This is a genomic window from Caballeronia sp. INDeC2 (genome assembly GCF_023631325.1).
Classification (GTDB): domain Bacteria; phylum Pseudomonadota; class Gammaproteobacteria; order Burkholderiales; family Burkholderiaceae; genus Caballeronia.
Genome location: NZ_JALQDG010000003.1, coordinates 935,477 through 950,275 on the forward strand (window position 1 = coordinate 935,477; position 14,799 = coordinate 950,275).

The window sequence follows — 14,799 nt, forward strand, 5'->3', positions numbered from 1 at the left end:
GACCATGCTTGCCAGCCAATCGTGGGCGGCTCAGGTGTCGCCCTCAAAGCAAAGGATACGAGTTCAGCGTCAAATAGCTTCGGCACAGCGCTACGCGCTGCCGTTGGGTCCACAAGGGAAACTATCGTTGTTCGTATGCAGTGCGTTGAGATGGCGGCGTTAGCAAGCAAAGAGTGGCGGACCCGATGGACCGGTCGGCCGCGAAGCGGGCTGGCGCTATTTGGTGCTGAACCAGTGAAGCAAGCGGTGCGGGCTGTCAGACCGTGCGCGATCCAAGCTCTGTTCTGCTTGTGAGGGCACTCGCTACTCTGGGTGCCATTAGGTCAATCGCCTGTGCCGCGGCCGGTGTGAAGTGCTTAGGCTGCGGATAGCTGCTTTCTTTGGTTACTTTCTTTGCTGCTGCAAAGAAAGTGCCCCCCGCCCCGGGGAGGGGCAGAGCAAACGGACCGACACGAACACAAGTTTTACGAACGACCGAACGACCGAACGACCAAAGAGCCACCACAGCTTAAGGCTGATCGATCAACGACCGAGTCGCTTCGGCAACCAGCCCCCGCAGCCAGCGAACTTCATCGGAATAATGACACCGCTCATGCCACAACTGGTAGTACTGCATCGGCGGAAAATCGAGCGGCGCGGGCACGACGGCGAGTGGCAAGAACCGCGCGTAATGATCCGCGAAAAGCCGCGTCGTAGTGAATACGAGATCCGACTTGATCAGCACATAAGGGGCGAGATTGAAGTAAGGCAGCGTAACGACGACATGGCGCTTCAAACGCTCTCGCGCAAGATGCACGTCGATCGCACCACGCTGGCCCACGGAATAGGGCGTCGGCGCGAGATGCGGCGCATTCAGATACTGATCGAGGGTGAGCCCGCCGCGCTTCGCGAACGGATGCGTGTTGCTGACGAGACACACGATCTTGTCGACGAACAAATTGGAAAGGTGCAACTGCTCGGGCGGCTCGGGCCAGTTGCCGACGACGATATCGAGCTTGCCGTCCTCAAGTGCGAGCTCGTAGTCGAACGCGGGGCCGAGCGAATGGAACTCGAGCGTCGCATTGGGCGCCGCCTGCCGAAATCGTTCGACGACGGTCGGCACGAATAGCACGTTCAGATAGTCGGGACAGCCGATGCGATAACACCGCACCGATGTCGAAGGATCGAAGTTGTGCTGCTGGACCTTGATGCGCTCGATTTCGCGCAGCGCGTTTTGCGTGGGTTCGAGCAGGCGCAGACCGTATTCGGTCGGCACCATGCCGGACTTGCCGCGCACCAGGAGCGGATCGCCCGTGATATCCCGCAGCCGGCGCAAGGCGGCGCTGATGGCGGGTTGCGACTGATTGAGCTTGACGGCGGCACGCGTCACGCTGCGTTCCATCAAGAGGGTATGCAAGACGCGCAACAAATATGTATCGATCGCCTCGCGTTGCTGACTCATGTTCTCTCCACTATATGTTTTGGCTGATCGATGCGGCGGTACAACATATCATTTTTAATATGACGTACAAAATTCGTCAAGGTGTGAGTTACCCGCAAACACTGGCTTTAGCGGGACGCAACACATAATTTTGAGTTATCGACTTAGCGCCGCGAATTCTGTAAATTCTGCCCGCGATATGAGTTTGTGCGACATGACCGTGTCTCACGCTCGTGAGCGGTAACTTTTCCAGCCTGGCCTGCTCGGTGGCCGGGCGCATTCCTGGATTTCAATGGGCGACGCCATTTCCACGTCGACGACGCCACCGCGCCTGGCGCTGTCGGGTATCAGCAAGCAGTATCCGTCCGTCAAGGCGAACGACGGCGTGAATCTCGTCGTCATGCCGGGGGAAATTCACGCCGTGCTCGGCGAGAACGGCGCGGGCAAATCCACGCTGATGAAGATCATTTACGGCGCGGTGCGTCCGGACGAAGGCGAGATCCGCTGGCAGGGCGAAGCGGTGGAGATCGGCAGCCCGGCCGCCGCGCGCAAGCTCGGCATCGGCATGGTGTTCCAGCACTTCTCGCTGTTCGAGACGCTGACGGTCGGCGAGAACATCGCGCTCGCGCTCGACGAGAAGTTCGACATGAAGGCGCTCGGCAAGCGCATCCGCGACGTATCGAAGGACTACGGTCTCGATGTCGATCCGCAGCGGCACGTGCACAGCCTCACGGTCGGCGAGCGGCAGCGCGTGGAAATCGTGCGATGCCTGCTGCAGAATCCGCGTCTGCTCATCATGGACGAGCCGACCTCGGTGCTCACGCCGCAGGCCGTCCAGAAGCTCTTCAAGGTGCTGCGACGCCTCGCGTCCGAGGGGTGCAGCATTCTCTACATCAGCCACAAGCTCGACGAAATCCAGTCGCTCTGTGAAAACGCCACCGTGATGCGCGGCGGACGCGTGACCGGCAACGTCGATCCGCGCAAGGAAACGCACGCATCGCTCGCGCAGTTGATGGTCGGCCATTCGCTGCCGGACTACACGCGTCGCGAGCACAATCCCGGCGATGTGCGGCTCGCGGTGAAGAACCTGTCGGTGGCCAGTCCCGATCCGTTCGGCACGTCGCTGGAAAACGTGTCGTTTTCCGTGCACGCGGGCGAGGTCTTCGGCATTGCGGGCGTGTCGGGCAACGGGCAGGCGGAATTGCTCGCAGCGCTCTCCGGCGAAATCCGCGACAGGCACGTCGCGCCCGATGCCGTCTCGATCTGCGGCAAGGCCGCCGCGCGTCTGAGCGCGGGCGGACGGCGCCGCCTCGGCTTTGCGTTCGTGCCCGAAGAACGGCTCGGCCGCGGGGCGGTTCCGGCAATGTCTCTCGCCGATAACGGCCTTCTCACCGCGCATCGCGAAAACATGGTGCGCGGCGGCTGGATCAAATCAGCGGCGGTGAAATCCTTCGCCGAACGCTGCATCAAGTCGTTCGACGTGCGCTGCGGCGGCAGCGGCGCGCTCGCGCAAAGCCTGTCGGGCGGTAACTTGCAGAAATTCATCGTCGGGCGCGAGATTCTTCAGGAGCCGAAGGTGCTCGTGGTCGCGCAACCGACCTGGGGCGTCGATGTCGGCGCAGCGGGCTTCATCCGCCAGCAACTGCTCGATCTGTCGGCGCGGGGCGTCGCCATCCTCGTCATTTCCGAGGAGCTGGAAGAACTCTTCGATATCTGCGACCGGCTCGCCGTAATCGCGCGCGGCAAGCTCTCGCCGGTGCGCAAGACGAGCGAAACCAACGCGGAAGAAGTCGGCCTCTTCATGGCCGGTCTTTTCGAAGGCAAGCCCGCGCCTGCCGCCGAACCCGACTCACTCTTGAAGCACTAAACTCGATGATCTTCCCTTATCGACTCGAAGCGCGCCCGACGCCCTCGCGCGTCATGCAGCTCGCGGTACCGGTGGTCGCCGCCGTCGCGACGCTCGTCATCGGCTTTCTGATTTTCAGTCTCGTCGGTCAGGACCCGCTACGCGCGATGCACGCGTTCTTCATAGAGCCGCTGTCGAGCATCAACGGCTGGTCCGAGCTCGTGCTGAAGGCGTCGCCGCTGTGCCTGATCGGGCTCGGGCTCGCGGTCGGCTATCGCGCGAACGTGTGGAACATCGGCGCGGAAGGGCAGATGCTGCTCGGCGGCATCGTCGCGGGCGGCATCGCGATTCATGCCGGCGATGCGTCCGGCTGGTGGACGCTGCCGCTGATGATGTTGGGCGGCGTCGTCGGCGGCATGCTGTGGGCGGCGATTCCCGCGCTCCTCAAAAGCCGCTTCAATACCAACGAAATCCTGACGAGCCTGATGCTCACCTACGTCGCGACGCAATTGCTGATCTATCTGGTGAGCGGCCCGTGGCGCGACCCGGAAGGCATGAACTTCCCGATTTCGGCGATGTTCGGCGACGACGCGCTGTTCCCGCGCCTCTACGGCGACTGGCACTGGACGTGGCTCAAGGGCACGCGCATCAACGCATCGGTGTTTCTGACGGCGATCGCCATTCCGTGCGTGTGGCTCTTCATGCGCAAGAGTTTCGCGGGCTTCCGGATGAACGTCGGCGGTCTCGCACCGCTCGCCGCGCGCTACGCCGGTTTCTCCGACAAGAAAACGATCTGGACGTCGCTCCTGCTCTCCGGCGGACTCGCGGGCCTCGCCGGCATGGGCGAAGTGGCGGGCCCGATCGGCCAGCTTCAGGCGGGCTGGTCGCCGGGTTACGGCTTCACGGCGATCATCGTCGTGTTCGTTGGACGTCTGCATCCGGTGGGCATCGTGCTCGCCAGTCTGCTGATGGCGCTCTTGTATCTCGGCGGCGAAGCCGTGCAGACCTCGCTGCAATTGCCGCAAGCGCTCGCGGGCGTGTTTCAGGGCTTGCTGCTCTTTTGCCTGCTCGGCTGCGATCTGTTCGTGAATTTCCGCATCAAGCGCAGGACGCCTGCGCATCACGCCGCATGACGAGGCAATAAAAATGGACATCAATCAGGCCAGCAACCTCGCATCGAGCGCCGTGATCGCCGCCATCCCGCTGATGTACGCGGGCGCGGGCGAACTCGTCGCGGAAAAATCCGGCGTGCTGAATCTCGGCGTCGAGGGGATGATGCTGATGGGCGCCGTCACAGGCTATGCCGTCACCGCGATCACGGGAAGCCCGTGGCTCGGCATCGTCGCGTCCGTGTTCGCGGGACTCGCGATGGCGCTGCTCTTCGGCTTTCTCACCATCACGATGCTCGCCAATCAGGTCGCGACGGGCCTGTCGCTGACGATCTTCGGCATCGGCTTTTCGGCGTATGTCGGCAAGCCCTATACGTCGGCGGCGGTGCGCTCGACCATCGACGTGATGCCGATTCCCGGCCTCGCGAACATTCCCGTGCTCGGACCCGCGGTCTTCTCGCTCACGCCGCTCGGCTATCTCGCGTTCGTGATGTTCGCCGTGATCGGCTGGTTTCTCTACAAGACGCGTGCGGGCCTCGTGCTGCGCTCGGTCGGCGAATCGCCCGCGGTCGCGCATGCGGTGGGCTTTCCGGTCGTCGGCGTGCGCTACGGCGCGACGCTCTTCGGTGGTGCGATGGCGGGCATCGCGGGTGGCTACTACTCGATCGTCTATTTGCACGTCTGGCAGGAACAGTTGACGTCGGGCCGCGGCTGGATCGCGCTCGCGCTCGTCGTGTTCGCAACCTGGCGGCCCGGCCGATTGCTGATCGGCGCGCTGCTCTTCGGCGCGGTGATGGCGCTGCAGTTCTACGCGCAGGCGATCGGCGTGCCGGTGCCGACGCAGTTCCTTGCGATGCTGCCTTACATCGCGACGATCGTCGTGCTCGTGCTCATCTCGCGCAATCCGAACACGATCAAGCTCAACGCGCCGGCATCGCTCGGCAAGCCTTTTTTCGCGGCGAGTTGATGCTGTTGTTCTCGCGCAGCATCGCGGTTTCGCTCTCATTTTTGACCGACCACACTGATGCGGGGCTGCACTACCGCTTCACACACAACATCGACCAGGAGAATCACAATGAATAAACCATGGCTGAAGGCGATCACCGCGACGGTTGCATTGTCCGCCACCGTCGCGGCCCTGAGCGCGCAGGCGGCGGATGCGCCGGGCGTCGCGTTCGTCTATCTCGGCAATCCGGGCGATGCGGGCTGGACCTTCGCGCACGATGCGGGCAGCAAGGAGGCCGAAGCGAAGTTCGGCAACAAGATCAAGATCACGCGCGTGGAAAACGTGCCGGAATCGGCGGATTCGGAGCGGGTGTTCCGCGATCTAGCGAACAAGGGCAACAAGGTCATCTTCGCGACGAGCTTCGGCTATCAGGATTTCGCGCTGAAGGTCGCGAAGGATTTCCCCGACACCATCTTCCTGACGGCGACGGGCTTCAAGAAAGCGAAGAACTTCGGCACCTATGACGTGCGCATGTATCAGGGCGCGTATCTGGCGGGCGTCGCGGCGGGCTACGTGACGAAGACCAACACGCTCGGCTTCGTCGCGTCGGTGCCGATTCCGGAAGTCGTGCGCAACATCAACGCCTACACGATGGGCGCGCGCTCCGTGAACCCGAAGGTCCATACGAAGGTCATCTGGATCAACAGCTGGTTCGATCCGGGCAAGGAAAAGCAGGCTGCCGAAACGCTGATCGGACAGGGCGCCGACGTGCTGCTGCAGAACACCGATTCGAACGCGACGCTCAACACGGCGAACGAGAAGCACGTCTACGCGTTCGGCTGGGACTCGAACATGAAGAAGTTCGGTCCGAATGCGCATCTGGGCTCGGTGGTCGCGCATTGGGGCGTCTATTACAACGACGTCATCCAGAAGGTGCTCGACGGCAAGTGGAAGAACGATCCGGTGTGGCTCGGCATTCCGCAGAAGGCCGTGGATCTGGAAGACCTGAACACCGGCGCGATTCCCGCGAAGGCGGTGCAGGCGGTCGCCGCGAAGCGTGACGAACTGCACACGGGCAAGTGGGATGTGTTCAGCGGGCCGATCAAGGATCAGTCTGGCGCGGAGAAGGTGCCGGCGGGCAAGACGCTTTCGGATCCGGAATTGCAGCGCATCAACTGGTACGTCGAGGGTGTCGACGGATCGTTGCCGAAGTAACGTTTATGCGATGAAGTTGTGATCGTGCCGGTTATTCGCGCCGCCCCGCACAGGGCAACGCGAATAGATCGGCACGATCACGGGATCCGGCGAAAACCCCGAAGCGAAGGTGCCTGACATGCTTCAGGCATCAATCGATCCGCAATCCCACCTTGATCGTCACCTGCCAGTGCAGGATCTTGCCGTCCTCGATGTGTCCGCGTGTTTCCACCACTTCGAACCAGTGCATGTTGCGCAGCGTTTTCGACGCCTTGTCCAGCGCGACGCGCACGGCGTCATCGCTTGATTGTGTCGAGGACCCGGTCAGTTCGATCTGCTTGTAGACGTGCTCCGACATGATGTTCTCCTTGTAGTCGCCCGAGGGGCATGATGGATCGGGTAGGAAGCTTGCAATCCCGATACAGCAAGGCACGCGCCATCACGCGCGTGGCTCTGATTAAAGAACAGGAAGCGTGCGGGAGTAGTCGCGGTTTGCGCGACACGGCTCGACGCGCACGCGACGCCACGCCGGGCCTCGTTCAATAGGCCCGTGCGCATCGTGAAAGCATGGGAAAGGTCAGAGAGAAGTCACCTCAACGCAGCGGCCGCGAGGCGGCATCGCCCGCATCCTGCCGACGCGTGCCACGACGCCTGCGCGCTGAGACCGTCGCGCCGAATTCGCTCAGGATCTGCGCACGGGCGCGGCTCGCGAACACGAGGAAACCGAAGCCGTTCGCCTCGTACCAGTAGCCGCCGTTCTCCAGTCCGTCGAGCGGCTGCTCGAGCGCATTGGTGATCGATTCGACACAGCGCCGGTGCAGCTCGTCGATGGCCGGGTACGGTGGCTGTGCGCCGCGCACGCTGCACAGAAGGACATCGAGACCCGGCAGAACATGCGCATACAGCACAGGTTCGTCCTGGGCGCGAGCCCGGGCGATCTTCGTGTCGAGCTGACCAAATGGCTTGAAATGCCGCAGCACGGCGAGAAAAGACTCGTCGCCTTCGGCCTTCACGCGCTTACGCTTTTTCGGGAAGGACATAAAAACTCGCCTGAAAAAGAATTGCAAGAAACGCAGCGTCCTCATGCGGCCACTCCCGTCTTGCGCGCCGCACGTCGATCTTTTATAGCGCATCGATGTGATTAGGTCACGGTGAATCGGGCCAACATCTTCGTGACCGGCCAACTGCCGGTGCACGTTCCTGGCGCACGATTCGTGCCGATGACCGTTTGGCGGCCCGCTTGGCATCCCTCTGAGCATCTATCTCAATAATAGTCCTGCTGCTACGCGCGCGAACAGCTTTCGTAAAGAAAAAAGCGGGTGGGCGCACCAAGCGTGCGGGGTGGGCTATCCAGGCAGACCTGCGCGGCGCGCGCGGGTTCCACCCGTTTCGAACGGGTTTGCCCGGCTAGACGCGCGGCGAGTTCTTGAGCTCATCGCGAATTTCGCGCAGCAGCAGCACGTCTTCCGGGGTCGCGGGCGGTGGCGTGGTTTCATTGGGCTTGCGCAGATTGTTGATGAACTTGACCATCAGAAAGATGATGAACGCGAGGATGATGAAGTTAATCAGCACCGTGATGAACGAACCGTAGCCGAACACGGCGACGCCCGCGGTCTGCAAGTCCTTGTACGAATCCGGATTGCCTTTGAAGGTTGGCGGTATCTGTCCGAGTTTTATGAACAGGTTCGAGAAGTCGAGGCCGCCGGTGGCGAGGCCGACCACCGGCATGATCAGATCTTTTACGACGGAGTTCACGATCGTCGAGAATGCGCCGCCGATGATGACACCGACCGCGAGGTCCATGACGTTGCCCTTCAGGGCGAAGTTCTTGAATTCTTCGATCATGCTCATGCGCGGCTTCCTCCAGTTTGAATTAGACGGTTGTGCGGGCCAAAGCGGCAGCAAGGGCTATGCCATTGAAACGCCCGCGAAACGTGCAGCGACGCGTGTTTCATCGCGGACCCGTCAATGATAGTCAATTCGACTGCGGACCGCCCGCGCGCCGCAAATCGCATGCGCCAATCACGATGAAGCGGCCGGCACGCGGCCCACGCTGATCGCCGCACAAAAGGCGGCGTGATCGGCGACCGTCTGCGCGCCGTAACGCTCGGCCCAGTTCGCGTACGCCGCGTCGAGGCGATCCGAATTGCCGCAATAGCCTGCGATAAGCGCGGCGTCACCCGTGCGCGCGTGCGCGCGAGCGAGCAGGACGCCGAGACACCACGCGTAGAAGTCGAACGTGGCACCGTGCAGCCAGTCCATCGGAATCGAGCCGCGGATCTGTTTCATCTGTCGTACGTAGAAGTCGCGGCCGGCGATGGTCGTCCAGCCGAGCAGCGCATCCGACGAACTCTGCAAGAGCCGCTGGCCATGCACGACGCGCCGTCCCTGATGCCGATACGGCTCCTCGAGCGGCGGCACGAAAGGCGCAGCGGCGGGCACGATGCCTTCCTTCACCTGCATGAAAAGCGGATCGCCGAGCGCGCGGCTCAGCATCAGCACGAGATACGCGCGCGTGCCGACGCTGCCCACGCCGACGACGCGATGCGCCACATCCACGACGTCGTAGCGTTCGAGCATCATGCGCCATTCGCCCGCGATGGTCTGCAGATACGCCTTCAGGCCATCGATCACATGATTTTTCTCGGCGGCGTCGAGACTCGTGAGGATCGGCGGATCGACCTTGAAGCGATAGCTCTTGCCGGCCGGTTCCGCGACTTTCGCGAGCATCGTCGCGTGCGAGCGCTTCGTCGCGCGCTCGACGGTCTTTTCGATGGTCGCTTTCTCGTCGGCGTCGAGCTTCGTCGGGGCGTCCATGTGCAGCGCGCTCGCGTAGGAGCGCATCTGCCAGAGATCGTAGGGGCTCACTTGCCAGAGGCCGGCCATCGTCGTGCGATACGCGGAGCATGCCGAACGCACCGCGCGTTCGCGCCCGGCGGCGTCGACGCCGTTCTCGCGCGCCGCCACGTTGATGCTCGCCGTCAGGCGCTTCAGATCCCATTCCCACGGGCCGACGAGCGTTTCGTCGAAATCGTTCAGATCGAACACGACGTCCTGGCGCGGCGTGCGAAAGAGACCGAAATTATTGACGTGGGCGTCGCCGTCGATGATCACGTTGTGCCCGATCGACGGCGACTTCGCCAAGTCCCACGCCATCACCGTCGCTGAGCCGCGCAGGAACGCGAACGGCGACTCGGCCATGCGCTGCATGCGCAATGGAATGAGCCGCTCCTGCCGGCCGGCGTTGCCCGCGAGCACGCGCTCGACGGGATCGGGCCGGTCGGGCTCGGGCGACCACGCGCCGTGGGTGTCGAACGGAACGGCGTCGCGCAGCGCGCGGCCGTTCGCGCGGCTTTCTTCGGCTGTGCCGTTGACCGGGGAATTCAACGTGGCGGGACCTGGGCGTGTGGACAAGGCGTGTTCTCCTGCGGCGATGGATGGAACGTTTTACACGCGGCGCATTGCGGGCGTTTGGCTTCGGACATCACAACGATGTCCGAAGCAAGCCGCGCGCCGACACACGGCACGGGCACGCTAAATGCTCTTTACGAACCGGTTGAAGCCCCGCAATGCCAAAGCGCGATCCCGACGCACCGCGCGTCAACCACTCGAATAGATCATCTCATGCCGAACGACATCCGCATTGCTGAAGGCTCCCCGTTTCCGCTCGGCGCGACCTGGGACGGAAAGGGCGTCAATTTCGCGCTGTTTTCCGCGAACGCCACCAAAGTCGAGTTGTGTCTCTTCGACGAGAAAGGCGAGCAGGAAACACAGCGCATCGAACTGCCCGAATACACCGACGAAGTCTGGCACGTATACGTGCACGGGCTCCAGCCCGGCGCGGTCTACGGCTATCGCGTGCACGGTCCTTATGAACCAGAGGCCGGACATCGCTTCAATCCGAACAAGCTGCTGCTCGATCCGTACGCGAAGGCGCACGTCGGCGAGCTGAAATGGGATCCGGCCGTGTTCGGCTACACGCTCAACGCCGAAGGCGACGATCTTACTTTCGACGAACGCGACAGCGCGCCCTTCATGCAGAAGTGTCAGGTCGTCGATCAGAGTTTCAGCTGGACGCACGCGACGCGCGTGCGCGTGCCGTGGGAGCACACGATCTTCTACGAGACGCACGTGCGCGGCTACACCAAGCTGCATCCGGCGATTCCGGAGCACATGCGCGGCACCTTCGAAGGGCTCGGCCAGAAGGAAGTGGTCGATTACATCAAGAGCCTCGGCGTGACGTCGGTGGAGCTGATGCCGGTCCACGCGTTCGTCAACGACAGTTACCTGCTCGACAAGGGCCTCACGAATTACTGGGGATACAACACGATCGGTTTCTTCGCCGCCGATCCGCGGTTCTTTGCGCGCGGGCCGGGCGCCATCGCCGAGTTCAAGGAGATGGTCGACCGTCTGCATGAAGCCGGCCTCGAAGTGATTCTCGACGTCGTCTACAACCACACCGCGGAAGGCAACGAGCGCGGGCCGACGCTGTCGTTTCGCGGCATCGACAACGCGTCGTATTACCGGCTGATGCCGGAAGAATCGCGCTATTACATCAACGATACCGGCACGGGCAACACGCTCAATCTCTCGCATCCGCGCGTGCTGCAGATGGTCACCGACAGCCTGCGCTACTGGGTGACGGAGATGAACGTCGACGGCTTTCGCTTCGACCTCGCGACAATTCTCGGCCGCGAGCCGTACGGCTTCGACGAAGGCGGCGGTTTTCTCGACAGTTGCCGGCAGGACCCGATTCTCTCGAGCGTCAAGCTCATCGCGGAACCTTGGGATTGCGGTCCCGGCGGCTATCAGGTCGGCGGCTTTCCGCCGGGTTGGGCGGAATGGAACGACCGCTATCGCGACACGGTGCGCGAGTTCTGGAAGGGCGACGAAGGCGTCGCGCCGGAACTCGGCAAGCGCATCACCGCATCGGGCGACAAGTTCAACAAACGCGGACGCAGGCCGTGGGCGAGCGTCAACTTCATCACCGCGCACGACGGCTTCACGCTGAACGATCTCGTGTCGTACAACGAAAAGCATAACGAAGCGAACGGCGAGGACAACAAGGACGGCCATTCGGACAACAAATCGTGGAACTGCGGCGCCGAAGGTCCGACCGACGATCCGGAAATCCGCACGCTGCGCGAGCGCCAGAAGCGCAACATGCTCGCGACGCTCCTGTTTTCGCAAGGCACGCCGATGCTGCTCGCGGGCGACGAGTTCGGCCGCACGCAGAAGGGCAACAACAACGCGTACTGCCAAGACGACGACATCAGTTGGGTGAACTGGGACATCGATGACGACGGCCACGCGCTCACCGAATTCGTGCGCAAGCTGACGACGCTGCGTCACACGCTGCCCGTGCTGCGACGCCAGCGCTTCCTCACCGGCGAGTACAAAGAGGACATGCAGGTCGCCGACGTCAGATGGCTCGGCACGACCGGCGACGAACTCACGCAGGAGCAATGGGACGATCCGAACATGCGCTGCTTCGGACTCGTCTTCGACGGTCGCGCGCAGGCGACAGGCATTCGCAGGCCGGCTTCGGACGCGACGCTGTTGCTGATCGTCAACTCGTATCACGACGTGGTCGATTTTACGTTGCCGGATATTCCGGGCCCGGACGAATGGATATGCCTGATCGACACGAATGCGCCGATCCGCGAGGAATTGCCGGAGTTCGGCTCCGACGACGTATATCAGGTGACGGGCCGCTCGCTGCTGTTGTTCGCGCTCCAGCCGCGCGGCGCGACCAAGCGGATCTTCGACCGCCTGGAGGAAGCGCTGACGGACGAAGCGCCGCCCGAAAGCGAAGAGAAGAAAGCGGAGGGTTGAAGCGCCCATCGACGGAACGCCGTGTTCGAGCGGGTATGATGCGATTTTTGCGATAGAGACAGGAGGCGGCGCGAGCCGCCTTCTTTTTTCCACGATGGATGTTCCATTCACGCATGAACGCGCGCTCATCGAAGGCCGCGCGGCGCCGACGGCATGATCCTGCACGCCGTCCTGCACGTCGCGAGCTGGGATCAGCTCGAGCGCATCTGGGAGTTCATCGTCGGCTTTTTCAAGTTTCTGTGGGGCTTGTTGCGCTTTCTCGGCGGCGGATGATGCGTTGATTCCCGTCGCCCGAACGAAAAAGGCCCCGCACAAGCGGGGCCTTCGATTCATGCGTACGTGACGAGATCAGGAGTCGCGCCAGCTGTCGTCGTTGCTGCCGAGGTCGAGGCCTCCGCCGCCGCTGCCGCCATCGTTCCAGTCGTTCGAGCCGTTGCCGAAATCGAGACCGCCGCTGTTGCTGTTATTGCCAAAGTCGAGACCGCCGCTATCGTTTTGAGGCGGACGATCGACTGGCACTTCGCGTTCGATCACCCGATCGCGCCCATGCGACAGCGCTTCGCCGAGCAGCACGCCGGTGAGCAGCCCGCCCATGCCGCCGCCGAATCCGCCGCCGCCTTGCTGAATGACGACGGGCGGCTGCTGCCCCTGCTGCGGCGGATAAGGCGGATACGGCCCTTGCTGCGGATACTGCGGCTGGCCGCGACCGAAACGGTCGGCTTCCTGAGCATACGGCGAGCCGTTCGGCGCGCCCGTTTGAGCGTTGTTGCCGGCGTTCGGATCGGGGCGGCCCTCGGCGCGGGCCTTCAAACTCGCGACCTGGTTTGCCAAATCTTCGATCGCATACGGCGGCACCGGATTCTTCGAGTTCGACAGCGACTCGACCATCTCGCGCAATTGCGCCTCCGCGCCTTCGACATCTTTCAGAAGCGCCTCGTGACCGGGAGCGGTGGAGAGCCGCACGTCGAGCTTGAGCGTGCGCACGTCGTTGAGCAGTTCGGTCGCGCGCTTGATCTGCGCGCGGCGGTCGTTCTCGGCCTGACCGTTGTCGCGAGCACGGGCCCGTCGCAAGCCCCAGCGAAGCACGAGCGCGATCGCCGCGATCAGCAGCGCGAAACCGATCCACGCGCCCATGCCGATGCCGTGTTTCTGCGGCGCGGCGGCCTGATCCTGACTGAACGGATTCTGCGCGCTCGATGTAGCCGTGCCGTTGTTCGAACGCGGCGATATGTTCGCGCGCGTCGCATCGGCCCGAATGCGGGCTTGCGTGGCGGCGAAGCGCGACGGATCCGTGAAGCTCAGCGAAGGATCGAGCGATTTCGCCTGCTGCAGATGCGAAAGCGCATCGCTGTAGCGGCCTTCGCGGTCGAGCACCTGCGCATACAGATAGTGCGCATGCGCGTTCTTCGGATGCGCGCCGAGCACTTCGCTCAGCTGGGAGTCGGCCTGTTGCCAGTTGCCTTGCGTCATCGACTGCTCGACCTGCTGCGCGGTCGGCAAGGCGAACGCGAGCGGGGAAGCGAGCGACAGCGACAACGCCAGAGCCGTCAAAGTCTTTTTCATGATGCGGGCCGGACGCGATGAACGTCCGTCTCCTGTCGATGCTGCGAACGGGTGATGCATAGTCGTGCGACGCGTGGCGGACTCATGAGTTCACCGCGCGCCCACGCCTTTCAATACCAGCACTTACTGGGCCGGCGTATTCAACTGCTTCTTCAGCGCTTCGAGACGATCTTCGACCGAAGGCCCGCGATTGAGCGCGGCGAGCTTGTCGTCGAGCGCCTTGCCGGACTTCTGATCCGCCGAATTCAGACGCGCGTCCGAGCGCGCGTTGGAGAGCTGAACCTTGTCTTCGAGCTTCTGAAAGTCCTCGGAAAGATTCTTTCCGCCGATGCCGCCCAGCGCCGTCGCCGCGGTGTCCTTCGCCTGCGCGATCTGCTGCTTCGCCTGAAGAATATTGGAGCGCGCGTTGAGATCGTTGCGGCGCTGGCGCATGTCCGCGATCTGCTTTTTCAGATGCTCGACCGAAGGCTCCAGCGTCTGTAGTTCCGCCGCGAGCGCGTCGCGTTCGGTTTCGGCGTTCGCCTGTGCCGCGAGCGCTTCGCGCGCGAGGCCTTCATCGCCGGTCTGGAGCGCGCGCTTCGCGCCGTCCTCGTACTTCTTCGCCTTGTCGGCGGCGGCGTCGCGCTTGCTTTGCTGCGTCGCGACCTGCGCTTCTATCTCGATGAGCGAGTTCTCCGCCTTCGCGATGCTTTCGTCGAGCTCGCGCACGATCTGGCGTGCGTCGCGCGAAGGATCCTGCATGGTGTCGGCGGCGTCGTTCAAGAGGCCTTTGACCGTGCGCGTGATGGAATCGAAAAGCGACATGTATTTCTCCTGGATGAAGACGGCGGCGTGCGCTCACCTGCGTGCCACGCGGCTCGAATGTGAGGCGCAACGCGCGGGATTG

At 62.9% G+C, this 14,799-nt stretch carries 12 protein-coding genes; 5 read left to right on the top strand and 7 right to left on the bottom strand.

Annotated elements, in window-relative coordinates; translation table 11 throughout:
- Positions 1–508: 508 nt before the first annotated feature.
- Positions 509–1,441, bottom strand: coding sequence for a LysR substrate-binding domain-containing protein (locus NCS28_RS06195; RefSeq protein WP_008349998.1), 933 nt, complete (start codon positions 1,439–1,441; stop codon positions 509–511).
- A gap of 271 nt (positions 1,442–1,712) precedes the next feature.
- Between NCS28_RS06195 and NCS28_RS06200 the strand changes: the two genes are divergently transcribed.
- The 4 genes from NCS28_RS06200 to NCS28_RS06215 all read left to right on the top strand — a co-directional run bounded on the left by NCS28_RS06200 (position 1,713) and on the right by NCS28_RS06215 (position 6,536).
- Positions 1,713–3,287, top strand: a complete 1,575-nt coding sequence (locus tag NCS28_RS06200) for an ABC transporter ATP-binding protein (protein WP_250512954.1) — start codon at positions 1,713–1,715, stop codon at positions 3,285–3,287.
- Between the two features lie 5 nt (positions 3,288–3,292).
- On the top strand, positions 3,293–4,399 hold the full coding sequence (locus NCS28_RS06205; RefSeq protein ID WP_106858083.1) for an ABC transporter permease: 1,107 nt from the start codon (positions 3,293–3,295) through the stop codon (positions 4,397–4,399).
- A 13-nt stretch (positions 4,400–4,412) separates the two neighbouring features.
- Positions 4,413–5,342, top strand: a complete 930-nt coding sequence (locus NCS28_RS06210; RefSeq protein WP_250512955.1) for an ABC transporter permease — start codon at positions 4,413–4,415, stop codon at positions 5,340–5,342.
- Between the two features lie 108 nt (positions 5,343–5,450).
- On the top strand, positions 5,451–6,536 hold the full coding sequence (locus tag NCS28_RS06215; protein WP_250512956.1) for a BMP family ABC transporter substrate-binding protein: 1,086 nt from the start codon (positions 5,451–5,453) through the stop codon (positions 6,534–6,536).
- Between the two features lie 130 nt (positions 6,537–6,666).
- On the opposite strand, the gene NCS28_RS06220 is transcribed toward NCS28_RS06215, so the two are convergent.
- From NCS28_RS06220 to NCS28_RS06235, 4 genes are all read right to left on the bottom strand, one after another.
- A complete protein-coding gene (locus NCS28_RS06220) occupies positions 6,667–6,873 on the bottom strand; it encodes a dodecin (RefSeq protein ID WP_061117521.1) in 207 nt (68 codons plus the stop codon).
- A 235-nt stretch (positions 6,874–7,108) separates the two neighbouring features.
- Positions 7,109–7,600, bottom strand: coding sequence for a hypothetical protein (locus tag NCS28_RS06225; RefSeq protein WP_250513071.1), 492 nt, complete (start codon positions 7,598–7,600; stop codon positions 7,109–7,111).
- A gap of 322 nt (positions 7,601–7,922) precedes the next feature.
- The gene (gene mscL, locus NCS28_RS06230) at positions 7,923–8,366 is read right to left on the bottom strand and encodes a large conductance mechanosensitive channel protein MscL (protein ID WP_250512957.1); all 444 of its coding nucleotides are present in this window, start codon (positions 8,364–8,366) and stop codon (positions 7,923–7,925) included.
- A gap of 171 nt (positions 8,367–8,537) precedes the next feature.
- Positions 8,538–9,929: a DUF2252 domain-containing protein gene (locus NCS28_RS06235; protein ID WP_250512958.1), complete on the bottom strand. Its 1,392-nt coding sequence runs from the start codon at positions 9,927–9,929 to the stop codon at positions 8,538–8,540.
- A gap of 210 nt (positions 9,930–10,139) precedes the next feature.
- Between NCS28_RS06235 and glgX the strand changes: the two genes are divergently transcribed.
- Positions 10,140–12,350, top strand: coding sequence for a glycogen debranching protein GlgX (gene glgX / locus NCS28_RS06240; RefSeq protein WP_250512959.1), 2,211 nt, complete (start codon positions 10,140–10,142; stop codon positions 12,348–12,350).
- A 348-nt stretch (positions 12,351–12,698) separates the two neighbouring features.
- Here glgX and NCS28_RS06245 read toward each other — a convergent pair whose 3' ends face one another.
- Positions 12,699–13,913: a tetratricopeptide repeat protein gene (locus NCS28_RS06245; protein ID WP_250512960.1), complete on the bottom strand. Its 1,215-nt coding sequence runs from the start codon at positions 13,911–13,913 to the stop codon at positions 12,699–12,701.
- 123 nt (positions 13,914–14,036) lie between these two features.
- Entirely contained in the window at positions 14,037–14,717 is a 681-nt protein-coding gene (locus NCS28_RS06250) for a PspA/IM30 family protein (RefSeq protein WP_250512961.1), read from the bottom strand.
- Between the last annotated feature and the right edge of the window lie 82 nt (positions 14,718–14,799).

Coding starts and splice junctions, on each gene's coding strand:
- mscL (WP_250512957.1), bottom strand. CDS start 8,366: ATGAGCATGATCGAAGAATTCAAGAACTTCGCCCTGAAGGGCAACGTC.
- NCS28_RS06200 (WP_250512954.1), top strand. CDS start 1,713: ATGGGCGACGCCATTTCCACGTCGACGACGCCACCGCGCCTGGCGCTG.
- NCS28_RS06215 (WP_250512956.1), top strand. CDS start 5,451: ATGAATAAACCATGGCTGAAGGCGATCACCGCGACGGTTGCATTGTCC.
- NCS28_RS06245 (WP_250512960.1), bottom strand. CDS start 13,913: ATGAAAAAGACTTTGACGGCTCTGGCGTTGTCGCTGTCGCTCGCTTCC.
- NCS28_RS06225 (WP_250513071.1), bottom strand. CDS start 7,600: ATGAGGACGCTGCGTTTCTTGCAATTCTTTTTCAGGCGAGTTTTTATG.
- NCS28_RS06205 (WP_106858083.1), top strand. CDS start 3,293: ATGATCTTCCCTTATCGACTCGAAGCGCGCCCGACGCCCTCGCGCGTC.
- NCS28_RS06220 (WP_061117521.1), bottom strand. CDS start 6,873: ATGTCGGAGCACGTCTACAAGCAGATCGAACTGACCGGGTCCTCGACA.
- NCS28_RS06210 (WP_250512955.1), top strand. CDS start 4,413: ATGGACATCAATCAGGCCAGCAACCTCGCATCGAGCGCCGTGATCGCC.
- NCS28_RS06195 (WP_008349998.1), bottom strand. CDS start 1,441: ATGAGTCAGCAACGCGAGGCGATCGATACATATTTGTTGCGCGTCTTG.
- glgX (WP_250512959.1), top strand. CDS start 10,140: ATGCCGAACGACATCCGCATTGCTGAAGGCTCCCCGTTTCCGCTCGGC.
- NCS28_RS06250 (WP_250512961.1), bottom strand. CDS start 14,717: ATGTCGCTTTTCGATTCCATCACGCGCACGGTCAAAGGCCTCTTGAAC.